This window comes from Deltaproteobacteria bacterium (assembly GCA_009930495.1).
Lineage (GTDB): Bacteria > Desulfobacterota > Desulfovibrionia > Desulfovibrionales > Desulfomicrobiaceae > Desulfomicrobium.
This window is the reverse complement of the sequence record RZYB01000053.1, coordinates 1-15,205: the sequence shown is the minus strand read 5'-3', so window position 1 is coordinate 15,205 and position 15,205 is coordinate 1. Positions and strand designations below refer to the sequence as shown.

13 protein-coding genes are annotated in these 15,205 nt (G+C 61.0%); 5 read left to right on the top strand and 8 right to left on the bottom strand.

What is annotated here, in order from left to right; translation table 11 throughout:
- The coding region (locus tag EOL86_06585; protein NCD25241.1) for a malate synthase G at positions 1-1,790 on the top strand (1,790 nt) is incomplete at its 5' end.
- 66 nt (positions 1,791-1,856) lie between these two features.
- Here the strand turns inward: EOL86_06585 and EOL86_06580 are convergent.
- The 6 genes from EOL86_06580 to EOL86_06555 form a co-directional block, all read right to left on the bottom strand.
- The gene (locus EOL86_06580) at positions 1,857-2,564 is read right to left on the bottom strand and encodes an ABC transporter ATP-binding protein (GenBank protein ID NCD25240.1); all 708 of its coding nucleotides are present in this window, start codon (positions 2,562-2,564) and stop codon (positions 1,857-1,859) included.
- Positions 2,557-3,336, bottom strand: coding sequence for an ABC transporter ATP-binding protein (locus EOL86_06575; GenBank protein NCD25239.1), 780 nt, complete (start codon positions 3,334-3,336; stop codon positions 2,557-2,559). The genes EOL86_06580 and EOL86_06575 overlap by 8 nt, the downstream gene beginning before the upstream one ends.
- Positions 3,333-4,364: a branched-chain amino acid ABC transporter permease gene (locus EOL86_06570; GenBank protein ID NCD25238.1), complete on the bottom strand. Its 1,032-nt coding sequence runs from the start codon at positions 4,362-4,364 to the stop codon at positions 3,333-3,335. The genes EOL86_06575 and EOL86_06570 overlap by 4 nt, the downstream gene beginning before the upstream one ends.
- Positions 4,364-5,257 (bottom strand): branched-chain amino acid ABC transporter permease, encoded by an 894-nt coding sequence (locus tag EOL86_06565; protein NCD25237.1) that lies wholly within the window; start codon positions 5,255-5,257, stop codon positions 4,364-4,366. Before EOL86_06565 ends, EOL86_06570 begins: the two co-directional genes overlap by 1 nt.
- A gap of 69 nt (positions 5,258-5,326) precedes the next feature.
- Positions 5,327-6,466 carry an ABC transporter substrate-binding protein gene (locus EOL86_06560; protein ID NCD25236.1) on the bottom strand — a complete coding sequence of 380 codons (1,140 nt, stop codon included), beginning with the start codon at positions 6,464-6,466 and terminating at the stop codon, positions 5,327-5,329.
- Between the two features lie 166 nt (positions 6,467-6,632).
- A complete protein-coding gene (locus tag EOL86_06555; protein NCD25235.1) occupies positions 6,633-7,400 on the bottom strand; it encodes an IclR family transcriptional regulator in 768 nt (255 codons plus the stop codon).
- 279 nt (positions 7,401-7,679) lie between these two features.
- Here EOL86_06555 and EOL86_06550 point away from each other — a divergent pair, with 279 nt between their 5' ends.
- Positions 7,680-9,767, top strand: coding sequence for an EAL domain-containing protein (locus tag EOL86_06550; protein NCD25234.1), 2,088 nt, complete (start codon positions 7,680-7,682; stop codon positions 9,765-9,767).
- 54 nt (positions 9,768-9,821) lie between these two features.
- Here EOL86_06550 and EOL86_06545 read toward each other — a convergent pair whose 3' ends face one another.
- Positions 9,822-11,207, bottom strand: a complete 1,386-nt coding sequence (locus EOL86_06545) for an FAD-dependent oxidoreductase (GenBank protein NCD25233.1) — start codon at positions 11,205-11,207, stop codon at positions 9,822-9,824.
- 2 nt (positions 11,208-11,209) lie between these two features.
- On the bottom strand, positions 11,210-13,045 hold the full coding sequence (gene typA, locus EOL86_06540; GenBank protein NCD25232.1) for a translational GTPase TypA: 1,836 nt from the start codon (positions 13,043-13,045) through the stop codon (positions 11,210-11,212).
- A 237-nt stretch (positions 13,046-13,282) separates the two neighbouring features.
- Here typA and EOL86_06535 point away from each other — a divergent pair, with 237 nt between their 5' ends.
- The 3 genes from EOL86_06535 to EOL86_06525 form a co-directional block, all read left to right on the top strand.
- Positions 13,283-13,954 (top strand): adenylate kinase, encoded by a 672-nt coding sequence (locus EOL86_06535; GenBank protein ID NCD25231.1) that lies wholly within the window; start codon positions 13,283-13,285, stop codon positions 13,952-13,954.
- Between the two features lie 54 nt (positions 13,955-14,008).
- Positions 14,009-14,854, top strand: coding sequence for a solute-binding protein (locus EOL86_06530; GenBank protein ID NCD25230.1), 846 nt, complete (start codon positions 14,009-14,011; stop codon positions 14,852-14,854).
- Positions 14,855-14,969: 115 nt separating this feature from the next.
- The coding region (locus EOL86_06525) for a lysylphosphatidylglycerol synthetase family protein (GenBank protein NCD25229.1) at positions 14,970-15,205 on the top strand (236 nt) is incomplete at its 3' end.

Below are 15,205 nucleotides of genomic sequence, written 5' to 3'. Positions count from 1 at the left end.
CCCGCTACGCCCTGAACGCGGCCAATGCCCGCTGGGGCAGCCTCTACGACGCCCTGTACGGGTCCGACGTCCTGCCCGAGGACAACGGCGCCACCCGCGCGGGCGGCTACAACCCGGCGCGCGGAGCAAGGGTCATGGAATACGCGGCCGCGTTCCTGGACCGCGTCCTGCCCCTGGCCCAAGGCAGCCACGCCGCCGTGACCGAATACCGGGTGCTCCGACACCACGCGGGCTGGCGTCTGGAAATCGTCACGCCAGCGGGTTCGACCACGCTCCGGAACCAGGCCGCCTTTGCCGGCTTCGCGCCAGGAACGGTCCTTTTCGTCAACAATGGCCTGCATGTCGAACTGCGCATCGACCGCGACCACCCCATCGGCGCGGCGCATCCGGCCGGCATCAAGGACGTGGTTCTGGAAGCGGCCATCACGACCATCGTGGATTTCGAGGATTCCATCGCGGCCGTGGACGGCGAGGACAAAACCCTGGCCTACGCCAACTGGCTCGGCCTGATGCGCGGCGACCTGCAAACCTCCTTTGTCAAGAACGGAACCACGGTCCAGCGCGGCCTCGCTCCGGATCGGACCTACACCGCGCCCAACGGCGGTTCCCTGACCCTGTCGGGACGCAGCCTGCTGCTGGCGCGCAATGTCGGACATCTCATGACCACGGACGCGGTGCTGCTGGACGGCGGAGAAATTCCCGAGGGCATCCTCGACGCCATGGTCACCGGACTGATTGCCCATCACGACATCAAGGGCCTGGGCCAATTCCGCAACAGCCAGACCGGTGGCGTGTACATCGTCAAGCCCAAGATGCACGGCCCGGAAGAAGTCGCCTTCGCCAGGGATTTGTTCGCGGCGGTCGAGACCGCCCTGGGTCTGCCGCCGCGCACCCTCAAAATCGGCATCATGGACGAGGAACGGCGGACCACGGTCAATCTGTCCGAATGCATCCGCCAGGCGAGGGACCGGGTCATCTTCATCAATACCGGCTTTCTGGACCGCACGGGCGACGAAATCCACACCAGCATGGAAGCCGGACCCATGGTGCCCAAGGCGGACATGAAAAACGCCCGCTGGATCGGTGCCTACGAAGACTGGAACGTGGACACGGGTCTGGCCCACGGCTTTTCGGGCCGGGCCCAAATCGGCAAGGGCATGTGGGCCATGCCCGACCGCATGCGGCAAATGGTCGAAACCAAGGGCGCCCACCCCAAGGCCGGAGCCAACTGCGCCTGGGTGCCCTCGCCCACGGCCGCGACCCTGCACGCCATGCACTACCACGAGGTGGACGTCTTCGCCCGTCAGGCCGAACTGACCGGACAGCGCCGCGCCAACCTGAACGCCCTGCTGACCATTCCGCTTCTGGAACGCAAGCTCCCGGCCGAGGACATCCAGCGTGAACTGGACAACAACTGCCAGGGCATCCTCGGCTATGTCGTGCGCTGGGTGGACCAGGGCATCGGCTGCTCCAAGGTGCCGGACATCCACGACATCGGCCTCATGGAAGACCGGGCCACCCTGCGCATTTCCAGTCAGTACATCGCCAACTGGCTGCACCACGGCCTGTGCTCCCGGGAACAGGTTCAGGCCACATTGGAGCGGATGGCGGCCGTGGTCGATCGCCAGAACCAGAACGATCCCCTCTACCGCCCCATGGCCCCGGATTTTGACCGAAGCATCGCCTTCCAGGCGGCCCGCGATCTGATCTTCAAGGGCCGCGACCAACAAAACGGCTACACCGAACCCATTCTCCACGCCCGTCGACGGGAACGCAAAGCCACGGCATGAACGCGCGAAGGGCGGGCCCGGATGGACCCGCCCTTCGCGCGATGTGCCGTGAATCCGGATAACGGATCAACCGCCGAGATAGGCCTCGATGACCCGCTTGTCATTCAAGAGCTCCTCGCCCGTGCCCTGAAGGACAATGGACCCGGTTTCCAGAACATAGGCGTAATGCGCGACCTTGAGGGCGGCGAAAGCGTTCTGCTCCACGAGCAGGACCGTCTTGCCCTGTTCCTCGTTGATGAGCTTGATGATCTTGAAGACATCGTTGACCAGAAGCGGCGCCAATCCCAGGGACGGCTCGTCGAGCATGACCACGTCGGGCGAACTCATGAGCGCCCTGGCCACGGCCAGCATCTGCTGCTCGCCACCGGACAGGGTGCCGCCCTTTTGATTCTGGCGCTCGCGCAAACGCGGAAAAAGATCGAAAGCCCACTCCTTGTCCCGCTCGATCCCGTCCTTGTCCGAACGGCTGTAGGCGCCCAAATATAAATTTTCCGTCACGGAAAGATGCGGAAAAATACGCCGTCCCTCGGGCGACATGACGATACCGGCCTTGACGATTTCCACCGGATCGAGCGTGGTGATGTCCCGATCCTTGTAGGTGATGGTCCCCTTCTTGTTCTTGATCAGGCCGGAAATGGCCCGCAGCGTGCTGCTCTTGCCGGCGCCATTGGCGCCGATCAGGGTCACCACCCGGCCCCTGGGCGCTTCCAGGGAAATGCCCTTCAAGGCGTGGATGCCACCGTAATAGACGTGCAGATCTTGGATTTTAAGCATGTTGGACGTACTCCTCACCCAGGTAGGCCTCGATGACCTTGGGGTTGGACTGAATGGATTGCGGGCCGCCCTCGGCGATGGTCACGCCATAGTCGAGAACCCACATGTGTTCGCACACGCCCATGACCACCTTCATGTCGTGTTCGATGAGCAGGATGGTCAGATCGAAACGGGAGCGGATGGTGCGGATGAACGCCATCAGTTCCAGGGATTCCTGTGGATTCATGCCGGCGGCCGGCTCGTCCAGCAACAAAAAACGGGGCCGGGTGGCCAGGGCCCGGGCGATTTCCAGGCGACGCTGGGCCCCGTAGGGCAGGCTGGCGGCCTTTTCCTGGGCGATGCCGGCCAGACCGACCACATCCAAAAGTTCCAGGGAGCGTTCGCGGATCTTGCGTTCCTCGCGCATGGACATGGGCGTCATGAGCACCGACTGAATCCAGCCCGTCTTCTGGCGCACGAAAGCGCCGATCATGACATTTTCCAAAGCCGTTTCGTTGCCGAACAGGCGGATGTTCTGGAAGGTGCGGGCGATACCGGCCCGGCAGACCTGATGCGGCGATTTGCCGGTCAGCTCCTGGCCTTCAAAAAAAACCCGGCCCTCGGTGGGGCGGTAAAAGCCGGTGATCATGTTGAAACAGGTCGTCTTGCCCGCGCCGTTGGGGCCGATGAGCCCGGTGATGCTGCCCTGGGGAATGTTCGCGCAAAATTCCGATACCGCGGTCAGGCCGCCAAAGCGCATGGTCAGGCCCTTGGTTTCCAATATCATGCTCATGCCCTCCCCCGCTTCACGAATCTGGCCAGACCGTCCCAGGTGATCTCGCGCATGCCCATGATGCCCTCGCGCCGAAACAGGATGACCAGGATCAACACCAGGGAAAAAACCACCATGCGCATGCCCGGAATGCCATCCAGGGTCCAGTCGCCGATGGTGATGGGGTTTTCCACGAAACGCAGCCACTCCAACAGCACGGTGATCCCCGCTCCGGCCAGGATGGAGCCGGTGATGGAGCCCAGCCCGCCGGTGACCACGATCATGAGCACGTTGAAGGTCAGGGTGAACAGGAACATCTTGGGATCGATGGTCGTCAGCAGGCTGGCCAAGAGCGCCCCACCCACTCCGGCGAAAAAGGCGCCGATGGAAAAAGACAGCAGCTTGATCCGGAAAACATCGATGCCCATGGCCTTGGCCGCGGTCTCGTCATCACGAATGGCCTTGAAAACATTACCGGTGTTGCTGCCCAGGATACGGATGACGAAATACAGGGTGAGCAGACACCAGCCAAAATTCCACCACAGGTTGGCATGGTCCGGGATGCCCTTGAAACCAAGGGCCCCGTTGGTGACGCGGGGAATGTTGTTGGCGATGACCCGGACGATCTCGGCGAAACCCATGGTGGCAATGCCCAGATAATCATCCCCAAGACGCAGCAGCGGCGCGCCGATGACCAGACCGAACAGGGCCGCCACCAAACCGCCAGCGACGACCGCCACCAAAAAGGGGGCGTGGGAATTCTGAACCCAGGGATAGGCCTCCTCCAGGATGAACAGCATGGACTTCTGGTCCGGGGTCATGATCAGGATGGAGCAGACATAGGCGCCGATGGCCATGAATCCGGCGTGCCCCAGGCTGAACATACCGGTGAACCCGTAAATGAGGTTCAAGGACAAGGCCAGGATGATGTTCACGGCGATGAGATTCAGAATCTGGATCTTGTATCCATCCAGTGATCCCTCGGCCCACCACAGGAACACCCCCAAACAGGCCACGAGGGCAACGTTCAAAAAAATGGAGCCTTTCATTAAACCTTATCCTCCGTCTTGACACCCAGCAGCCCGGTCGGCTTGACCAGCAAAATGGCGATGAGCAGGATGAACGCGAACGCGTCGCGGTATCCCGCCAGATCCGGAAAAAATGCCACGGTCATGATTTCGATGAAGCCCAGGGCCAGACCGCCGATAACCGCGCCCTGGATGGAGCCGATGCCGCCGAACACGGCCGCGATGAACGCCTTGAAGCCCGGAATGGCCCCCATGATGGGCTGCAGCTGCGGATACCGAAGGGCCCACATGATGCCGCTGGCCGCGGCCAGGGCCGAACCAATGCCAAAGGTCAGGGCAATGACCTTGTTCACGGACACGCCCATGAGGTAGCTGGTTTCGATGTCCTTGCTGATGGCCCGCATGCCCAGCCCCGCCTTGGTGTGGTACACGATGTAGACCAGACCCAGCATCAGAAAAAGGGACAGCACCGGCACGAACAGGGTCAGGGGCAGGACGCGCACGTCACCCCAGAGCATGGGATTCTCCAGCCATTCGGGCCGGTAGACCTCCCGGGGGATGGCCTGGAAAAACACGATGGCCACGTTCTGCAGAAAAAAGGACACGCCGATGGCGCTGATCAGGGCCGAAATACGGGGCGCGTCGCGCAGGGGGCGGTAGGCGATCCGGTCCACCAGCACGCCGATGCCGGCCACCACGACGATGGACGCGATCATGGCCACGCCCCAGGGCAGATGAAAAAGGGTAATGCCCCAGAAGACAAAATAGGCTCCGAGCATGAAAATCTCGCTGTGCGCGAAATTGATCAGGCGCAGAATGCCGTAGACCATGGTATAGCCAATGGCGATGAGCGCGTAGAGGCTGCCCAGGGTCAGACTATTCAGAAAATGCTGGATGAAAGTCGCCAGGTTCATGAGAAATCCTTGTCCGAAGCGGGCGGCGGGATGGCCCGCCGCCCTCGCGTTGATGGACGTGATACGGAATTAGAGTTCGGGCGTGATGCTGCCGACGTAGGTCTTCTTGCCGTCCTTGATCATGACCAAGCCAACGGGCTTTTCCGCGTCATGAGTGTCGTTGATGGTCGTGGTTCCGGTCACGCCAACGAAACCCTTGGTGGCGGCCAGGGCGTCGGCGATGGACTGGGCGTCGGCCTTGCCGGCGCGCGTGATGGCGTCCATGATGATCATGTACGCGTCATAGCCCAGGGCGGCGTTGACGTTGGGGTCCTTGTCCGGGTTGGTCTTTCCCCATTCGGCGGTGAACTTGGCGGCCACGGGGTTCATGTCGGGCATGGACGGATCATAGGGGAAGGTGGTGTGCATGAAGCCTTCCACGGCGTTGCCGCCGATGGCGGTGATTTCCGGGTTGTCCATGGCATCGCCGCCCATGATCTTGAAGGTCGCGCCCAATTCCTTGGCCTGCTTCATGATGATGGCGCCTTCGGCGAAGTAGGAGGGAATGAACATGACGTCGGGCTTCTTGCTGATGATTTCCTGCAGCTGGGCCGTGAAATCCTGGTCGCCGGACTGATAATTCAGGGTGGCCACCACTTCGCCGCCCATCTTGGCGAAGGATCTCTTGAAGAAGCTGGCCAGGCCAACGGAATAGTCATTGGCGACGTCGATCAACAAGGCGGCCTTTTTCAGACCCAGATCCCGGAAGGCATAGGTGGCCGCGCCAGCGCCCTGGAAGGGATCGATGAAGCACACGCGGAAGATGTACTTCTTGCCCTGGGTGACCAGGGGGTTGGTGCAGCTGGTGCCAACCTGGGGCACGCCGGCCTTTTCAGCCACCTCGCCGCCGGCCATGGCCAGGGAGGAGCCGTAGGTGCCGATGATGGCCTGGACTTTTTCCTTTTCGATCAGGCGCTTGACCGCGTTGGCCGCCTCGACCTTGTCGGACTTGTTGTCCACCACGAACAACTCGACCTTCTTGCCCAGGATCTCGCCCATTTCCTTGTGGGCCATCTGCACGCCTTCCAATTCCAGCTGGCCACCAAAGGCGTTCTGACCGGTCAAGGGCAGGAACACGCCGATGCGGACGGTGTCGTCGGCCGCCAGGGACATGCCGGCAAACCCGCAAACCATGGCCAGAACCATGCACAGGACTACACATCGTTTCATCAAAAACTCCTCCTCGATGAACATTGATCCGGTGATGACGCCAAGGCGCATCCCCGGCTGCCGTGTCGGCCGCGGGCCCATCCCGAAGCCTTGTATGAAAAGCCGGCACAGCCGGCTTTTTCCCGATCCAAAACCGCGTTCGGTCGCGCGGTGCCTTTCCCCGGCATTACCAGGAAACCACCGCTGAAATTTTCTTGGCCAATTCCACCAGGGAGCCGGCGAAAAGTGCCTCGAATTCCTCCATGGAATGGCGATCCGTGGACGAATCAAAGCTGACTCCACCCACCACCTTGCCCGTGCGCAGACTGAACAGCGGAGCGCCAATGGCGATCAGGCCAGGCACGAACTCCTCGCGATTCCGGGCATATCCCCGATCGGCGGCTTCACGCAAATCATCCAACAGCGCTTGCCGGGAAACAATGGTCCGCTCCGTCTTGGGGGTCAGGTCCAGGCGCCCGACCAGGGCCTCCAGTTCCGCGTGGTCCATGAAGGCCAGGGCGGCCTTGCCCGCGGCTAGGTAATAAGGGTCGGACCCGTAGCTGAACGATCGGAAGGCCTTGGTGTCCTGGGATTCACGGCGATAGATGAGGTACAGGGAATCGCCGGACAGCAGGCCGACATCGACATGCACGCCGTGGCGCTCGTGGGCGGTGTCGACCTGAATTTTGACGGCCCGCTCCAGCTCGCTCTTTTCGAGCATGGCATGGGCCAAGGCCAGCATGCGCACCCCCAGGCGATACAGCCCGGTACGGTCGTCGCGCTTCAAAAAGCCCAGGTCGCAAAAGGTATTGACGTAGCGATAAACGGAGGTTTTGTTGATGCTGGTCCGGCGGGAAATTTGGGACAAGGTGAAGCCGACGTCGTCATCGCCGAAAATATCGAGGATCCACAGGCCCTTGGCCAATGTTTCAGAAGTATTGTCCTTTCCTGCCATGCCGTGCCCGCGTGAAAATGTCGGCCATTGAAGACGGTGCTCCGCCCGCGAATCAACCGTTTCGCTGAGCGAACTAATCATTTGAACGGCGAAACGGATATTCCGAAAAGAACCCTATTGTCAATATCCACGCCAGCTCCGGGGGCACCCGCGACCACGGACGCGGACCATCCGCGAGGCGACGGATCTCGCCAATACTCCAAAAATTACTTGTCTCCCCATTGAGGACAAGGCATAGGTCCGGACGATAACATCGTCCATGCTGACAAGGATCGTGCAATGATTTCACCGCTGAACTCCCCCGCCCAACCTTCCATCCTCCTGGTCGAGGACAACGTCATCGTTGCCTTCGACATGCAGCAGCGGCTCCAAAAACTCGGGTATCGCGTCCAGGACATTGTCCCCTCTGGCGAAAAGGCCGTGGCCACGGCCTTGCGGCAGCCTCCCGCGCTGATCCTCATGGACATATTTCTGGACGGCCCCATGGACGGCATCGAAGCCGCCCAAAACATCCTTAAAACCACGCAAATCCCCATTATTTTCCTGACCGGCCACGACGACGAGGAAACCCTGAACCGGGCCAAGATCACCGAGGCCTTCGGCTACATCATCAAGCCGGCCAAGACCCGCGACCTGCACGTGGCCATCGAGATCGCGCTCTACAAACACACCACCCAGCAGGCCTTGCAAAAAAGCGAACAGCAGTACCGGCTGCTTTTCAACTCCATGCTCAACGGCTTTGCCCTGCATGAAGTCGTCGTCAACGAGGCCGGCCGGCCCAGCGATCTCAAATTTCTGGATGTCAACCCGGCCTTTGCCAGCTTTTTCGATTTGCCGGCCCACGACATCATCGGCCGCACCCTGCGCCAAATCTCCGGCCGCGCCGAAACATTCTGGATCGACATGCTCGGCCGCACGGGTCTGAGCCGCGAATCCGTCCGCTTCGACACCCACGTCGACTTCCTGGACAAGCACTTTTCCGTGGTCGCCTTCAGCCCCCAGCCAGGGCAGGTGGCCGCCATCTTCGAGGACATCACCGGACGCAAGGACGCCGAGCAACGCCTCCAGCACCGCACCTTCCACGATTCCCTGACCAATCTGCCCAACCGGGCCCTGTGCCTGGACCGCATCAAGCAGGCCATGGAACGCGCCCAGGTCCGGGAGGATTATCTGTTCGCGGTCATTCTGGTCGATATCGACCGCTTCAAGGACATCAACGACACCCTCGGCCATCTCGTCGGCGATCACCTGCTCAATGCCGTGGCCAGAATCCTGAGCGATGGGGTTTCGTCCATCGACACCGTGGGGCGTCTTGGGGACGACGAATTCGTCATTCTCCTGGAAGAACTCCCCACCAAGGATGCTGGCATGACCGAGGCGGCCCGGCTCAAGGACGCGCTCAACCGCACCCTGACCATCGAGGACCACAACGTGCACATCAGCGCCAGCCTCGGCGCTGTTTTTGGCCCCACCGACTACCCCTCGCCCGAAAGCTATCTGCAAGGGGCCAACATCGCCCTGCGCAACGCCCAGGAACAAGGGCTCGACCAGCTCCGCTTCTATTCCCCGGAAATGCAGGACAAGGCCATCAAGAAGCTGGACATGGAAACCCGGCTGCGCCACGCCATCGAGGACAATGAATTCTCCCTGGCCCTGCAACCCATTTATTTCATGGACACCAATCCCGTTCTGACCGGTTTCGAGGCCCTGATCCGCTGGAGGACCAGGGACGGGGCCTGGATCGCCCCTGGAGAATTCATCCCCCTGGCCGAGGAAACCGGCCTCATCCTGCCCTTGGGGCAATGGATACTGAACCGCTCCTGCCAGACCCTGAATGATTGGGCCATGCGTTTTCCCGAGCACGGACTGAGCATTTCCGTGAACCTGTCCGCGCGGCAGTTTTCCAGCCCGGACCTGGTTCCCAGCCTGGTCGAGAGCATCCAGCGGCACGCCATCAATCCGGCCCGACTCAAGCTGGAAATCACGGAAAGCGACGTCATGACCAACCCCGAAAGCACGGTCCAAAAACTGCGGCGCATGAAGGAACTGGGCCTGGCCATCCTGGTCGATGACTTTGGCACCGGGTATTCGTCCATGAGCTATCTGCAACGCTTCCCCATCGACACTCTCAAAATCGACCGCAGCTTTGTCTCGGACCTGGACCAACACGCCAACCGGGTCATCGTGCGCACCATCATCAACCTGGCCCACAGCCTGGGCCTGTCGGTGATCGCCGAAGGCATCGAGACCAGTTCCCAATACACGATCCTCAAGGATCTGGGCTGCGAATGCGCCCAGGGCTTTTACCTGTCCCGACCCGTGACCCCGGAACAGGCCGAACAGCTCATCCTGGATTCCCCGAAATAAAAACGCCCTGCCCCAACCGGGACAAGGCGTTGCCAGAGCCCACGCGACCGTCCGTTACCTCTTGGCCAGAATATCCTTGGCTGGAATGAGCCCCGTGGCCGCGGCCGAAACGATATTCCCGGCCACTCCCGGCCCGTCGCCGGCGACATAGAGACCCCGGATGGCCGTTTCCAAATTCTCGCCACATTCGACCTGGGTGGCGAAAAACTTGATTTCCGGCGCATAGAGCAGGGTTTCATCGTTGGCCACGCCCGGCACCACCAGATTGAGCTTTTCCAGGCCTTCCACCAGATTGGCCAGAATGCGTTCGGGCAGGGCCATGGCAATGTCGCCGCAAACCACTTTTTTAAGCGTCGGCTCGATATAGCTGTTGCGGATACGGTTCCAGGTGGACCGGCGACCCCGCTTCAGATCCCCAAAACGCTGCAAAATGGGCTTGCCCCCGCCGATAAGGGTCGCCAAGCGGCCGATGGACTCGCCGTAAGCCTGATTGTCGGTGACCGGATCGTTCAAGACCACCTTGGACAAAAAGGCGAAGTTGGTGTTCTCGCTTTTTTTGTCCATGTAGGCGTGGCCGTTGACGCACACGAAGTCCTGGTAGTTTTCCTGGGCGATGAAACCGCCGTAGTTGGTGCAAAAAGTCCGGGTCAGATCGTCGTACTTGGATGTGCGGATAAAGAAGGTCGGGTCATAGATAATGGCGCATAGATCCTGCATGATCTCGTTATGCACCTCGACCCGCACCCCGACCTCGATACCGCGCTGGGTCACGGCCAGACCGTGGCGCTGGACAAGATGCCCGACCCATTCCGCGCCCACCCGTCCCGGAGCCAGGATGACATTTTTGGCGTAATACTTGCCCTTGGCCGACACCACGCCCTGGATCTCGCCGTTCTCCACCAGAACGTCCTGGACCTCCTCGTTGGTGGCCACGGTCACGCCCTTGGACTCGATGTACTCGACCATGCCGGTGATGTGTCCGGGCAGGTTGTCGCTGCCCAGATGCTTCTGCTTGATGACGAGCAGATCGATGCCGAATTTCCGTGCTTCCTTGCGGATGGACCGCGCCTCCTCAATGTTGGTCGGGTAAACCTTGCCGTCCATGCCGAAGCGGTTGAAAATGGCCTCGGTTTCATCGATCAACTTCATGGCCCGACCGGCGCTCATGAACTGGGTCAGATCGGTCTTGCCCAACTTGTGGATGAAGTTGAGCTTGCCATCGGAAAACAGCCCGGCTCCGCCCATGCCCGAGAGGATGTTGCAGGGCTTGCAATGAATACAGTCCTGCTCGCCCACCAGCGGGCAGTTGCGGGCCTTGGGAGACCGACCCTTCTCGATGACCAGCACATCCAAGGCGGCGTGCTCGGTCAGATGATAGGCCGCGAACAACCCGGCCGGGCCGCCGCCAACGATGATGACGTCATACGTCTTCCTGGACATGGTCACTTTCCTTCGACCTTTTTCTTGCGGGCAACCATGGAGTGGCGCTTCTGGGCGGAAAGCTCGACCTTGCGCAACCGGATGTTCTGGGGCGTGACCTCGACCATCTCGTCGTCGCGGATGAAGTTCAGGGCCTTCTCCAGGGTCATGGGCAGCACCGGGGTGAGGATGATGGACTCGTCCTTGCCCGAGGCACGCAAGTTGGTCAGCTTTTTTTCCTTGGTCGGGTTGATGTCGATGTCATTGTCCCGGTTGTGTTCACCGATGATCATGCCCTCGTAGACGGCGTCACCGGGGCGGACGAACATGCGACCGCGCGGCTCCAGATTGAAAATGGCGTACGGCACGGCCTGACCGGCCCGATCGCAAACCAGGGAGCCGGAAAAGCGACTCGGAAAATCGCCACGATATTCGCCGTAGCCGTCAAACAACGAATTCATGATGCCCGTGCCCTTGGTGTCGGTCAGGAACTCGTCGCGATAGCCGATAAGGGCGCGCGAGGGCACGGAAAACTCCATGCGCACCCGGCCGCTGCCGTTGTTGACCAGATTGAGGAGCTTGCCGCGCCGGACAGACAATTTTTCCGTGACCACGCCCATGAAGGCCTCGTCGCAGTCCACATAGACATGTTCCAACGGTTCCAGAAGCTTGCCGTCCTTTTGCTTGCAGATGACCTCGGGACGGCCCACCCCCAGTTCAAAACCCTCGCGGCGCATGGTCTCGATAATGATGGCCAGCTGAAACTCGCCCCGGCCCTTGACGATCATGGAATCCCGATCCTCGCTCTCCTCGACCTGGATGGCGACATTGGTCAGGGCTTCCTTGAACAAACGGTCCTTGATCTTGCGCGATTGCACGATCTTGCCCTCGCGGCCGGCGAAGGGCGAGGTATTGATGGTGAAACGCATGGACACGGTGGGCTCGTCCACGGTGATGCGCGGCAGGCGGACCGGGGACTCCTTGAGGCAGATGGTGTCACCGATATTGGCGTTTTCCAGGCCGGCAACGACGACGATGTCGCCCATGTCCACGCTCTGCTGGTCCTTGAGCTGCAGGCCTTCGTAGGCCTGGACCTTGGACGGGCGAAAAACGGTTTGCGTCTCGTTTTCGCCCATGCACAACAGATCGGTCTTCTCGGCCAGGCGACCGGCCTTGACCTTGCCGATCAAAAGACGACCCAGATAATCGGAATAGCCCAAATCCGATACGAGCATCTGGAACGACGCCGCCGGGTCGAAGGACGGGCCGGGGATGCGTTCCAGAATGAGATCGAACAGGCAGCTCAGGTTTTCCCCGCGCTCGTCCAGACTGGGCGAGGCCACGCCGTCGCGACCGATGGCGTACAGGACCGGGAATTCCAGCTGCTCCTCGTCGGCCCCCAGATCAATGAACAGGTCATAGACCTCGTCCAGCACTTCCTGGGGCCGTGCGTCGGCGCGGTCGATCTTGTTGACCACAACCAGGATGGGCAGGCCCGCGTCCAGGGCCTTCTTGAGCACGAAGCGGGTCTGGGGCAGCGGTCCCTCGGAGGAGTCCACCAGCAGCACCGCGCCATCGACCATGGACAGGGCCCGCTCCACCTCGCCGCCAAAATCGGCGTGGCCAGGGGTGTCCACGATGTTGATCTTCACGTCCTTCCAACGCACCGAACAATTTTTCGCGGCGATGGTGATGCCCCGCTCGCGCTCCAGATCCATGGAATCCATGACGCGGTCGTCCATGGCCTGATTGTCGCGGAACACTCCGGACTGGCGGAACATGGCGTCGACCAGGGTGGTCTTGCCATGGTCGACGTGGGCGATGATGGCGATATTTCTAATGAGGTCATTTTTCTGCATGGGATTTGTCTCTCCTTTGGACATAAAAAACGGCTTCCTCGATGAAGCCGGTCGGGACGTCGCGCGACCGACGCACGACACTATTTTTTGTTACGCAGAATCCGAAATAGGCGTCAAGAAGCAATTTCCCCAAAGCCCCCGGTTTTCGAGGACACCATCCCTTGTCCGCATCTCTGATTGACAGGGTGAAATGGTGCCGCTAGTAGTTTGTGAAATTTTTTACAGGAGGTTCTCGCCTTGAATATTTTGATTTTCGGACCCAATGGCAGCGGCAAGGGGACTCAGGGTTCCCTGGTGAAGCAGAAGTATAACCTGGATCACATCGAATCCGGGGCCATCTTCCGCAAGCACATTGGCGGCGGCACCGAATTGGGCAAGAAGGCCAAGGAATACATCGATCGCGGCGAGCTGGTCCCCGACGACATCACCATCCCCATGGTTCTGGACGTGCTCAAGAACGCCAGTCCCAACGGCTGGTTGCTGGACGGCTTCCCCCGCTCCATCGTGCAGGCCCAGAAGCTGTGGGAGGCCCTGCAGGCCGACGGCGTCAAACTGGACTTTGTCATTGAAATCCTCCTGCCCCGCCAGGTGGCCAAGAACCGCATCATGGGCCGCCGTTTGTGCAAGAACGACAACAACCACCCCAACAATATCTTCATCGACGCCATCAAGCCCAACGGCGACAAATGCCGTGTCTGCGGCGGCGAACTGTCCGCCCGCGCCGATGACCAGGACGAAGCCGCCATCGACAAGCGTCACGACATCTACTACGACACCACCACGGGCACCCTGGCCGCATCCTATTATTACAAGAACATGGCCAAGGACGCCGGCTTCAAGTACATTGAGCTGGACGGCGAGGGCGCCATCAACGACATCAAGGACACCCTGCTGGCTCAGCTGAGCTAGCCCACCCCACAGCGACAACCGGGCGGGGCCACGGCCTCGCCTTTTTTTTTGACCATGACCCTACACATCGGCCGTATCGACTATCTCAATATCTGGCATGTTTTTCACCTGCTGGAATCATTCTGTCCCGAGGGGCCGGCGTTCCACTACATTCCCGGCCACCCCAGCGACCTCAACGCCGCCCTGGCCGACGGGACCCTGGACATTTCCCCGTCCTCGGCCTTCGAATATCTGGCCCGGGCCGAACACTATTCGCTGCTACCGGGTGCGTCCATCTGCGCCCACGAGGAAGTGCAAAGCGTCCTTTTCCTGTCTCCGGTGGATATCGACGAACTGCCCGCGTGGCTGGCCGCCAATCCCGGTCCGGTCTGCGTGACCGGTGCCTCGGCCACGTCCACGGCCCTGCTCAAGGTGCTCTGGTCCCAGAAATGGAGTCTGCCCGCGCCCGAATGGAAAGAGGTTCCGCCCGGAGCGGGATTGGCCACGGGGCGCCCCTTTCTGGAAATCGGCAATCTGGCCCTGCGCCACTTCGTCCATCCTCCCCAAGGGATGCACGTCATCGACCTGGCCCGCGAATGGCGAAGCTGGACCGATCTGCCCTTTGTCTTCGCCGTCTGGATCGTCCGCCGCCACCTCGCTCCGGAGTCCAGACAACTCGTGGACCGTCTGCGGGGCCACATCGCCGCCATCACCGCCACCTTGGACCAGGAGTTCGACCGTTTGTCCCTGCTGCCCCACCGGCCGGATTGGCTGACCCAGCCGGACCTGCTCCGTTATTGGCGGGCCATGGACTATGGCCTGGATGCACGGGAGCGGGCCGCGCTCGCCCTGTTCGCGGAGTGCTGCACCCGCCAGGGACTCTTGCCTGGGGCCCCAGGCTTGCGATGGTTTTCCATCTAGGAACGCCTTTTGTCACACAAGTCGTCGCGCGTTGCCTCAAAACGGATGCTCATGTAGAGCCCCGGATCGGACCGACTCCCGGTGGATCCGGTCCGCAACAACAACCCGCCCATCCATGAAGACATCCTGGCGCCCACTGGGCACGCTGCTCGTTCTCGCCCTGACCTGCGGGGCGATCTGGCTTTTGATCCGCGAAATCAGCCACTATTCCCTGGCGGACATTCAGACCAGCCTGGCCCGGATTCCCCGACCCTGCCTGGCTGCGTCCCTTGGGCTCATGATCCTCAATTATCTGATCCTGGTCGGCTACGACGGGCTGGCCCTCAAGGCCATCCGCAAGCCCCTCCCCTT

Bases quoted from the DNA above. Each gene is read 5' to 3' on its own strand.
- EOL86_06575 (NCD25239.1), bottom strand. From the start codon at position 3,336: ATGAGCATGATATTGGAAACCAAGGGCCTGACCATGCGCTTTGGCGGC.
- EOL86_06560 (NCD25236.1), bottom strand. From the start codon at position 6,466: ATGAAACGATGTGTAGTCCTGTGCATGGTTCTGGCCATGGTTTGCGGG.
- EOL86_06550 (NCD25234.1), top strand. From the start codon at position 7,680: ATGATTTCACCGCTGAACTCCCCCGCCCAACCTTCCATCCTCCTGGTC.
- typA (NCD25232.1), bottom strand. From the start codon at position 13,045: ATGCAGAAAAATGACCTCATTAGAAATATCGCCATCATCGCCCACGTC.
- EOL86_06570 (NCD25238.1), bottom strand. From the start codon at position 4,364: ATGAAAGGCTCCATTTTTTTGAACGTTGCCCTCGTGGCCTGTTTGGGG.
- EOL86_06565 (NCD25237.1), bottom strand. From the start codon at position 5,257: ATGAACCTGGCGACTTTCATCCAGCATTTTCTGAATAGTCTGACCCTG.
- EOL86_06545 (NCD25233.1), bottom strand. From the start codon at position 11,207: ATGTCCAGGAAGACGTATGACGTCATCATCGTTGGCGGCGGCCCGGCC.
- EOL86_06530 (NCD25230.1), top strand. From the start codon at position 14,009: ATGACCCTACACATCGGCCGTATCGACTATCTCAATATCTGGCATGTT.
- EOL86_06580 (NCD25240.1), bottom strand. From the start codon at position 2,564: ATGCTTAAAATCCAAGATCTGCACGTCTATTACGGTGGCATCCACGCC.
- EOL86_06555 (NCD25235.1), bottom strand. From the start codon at position 7,400: ATGGCAGGAAAGGACAATACTTCTGAAACATTGGCCAAGGGCCTGTGG.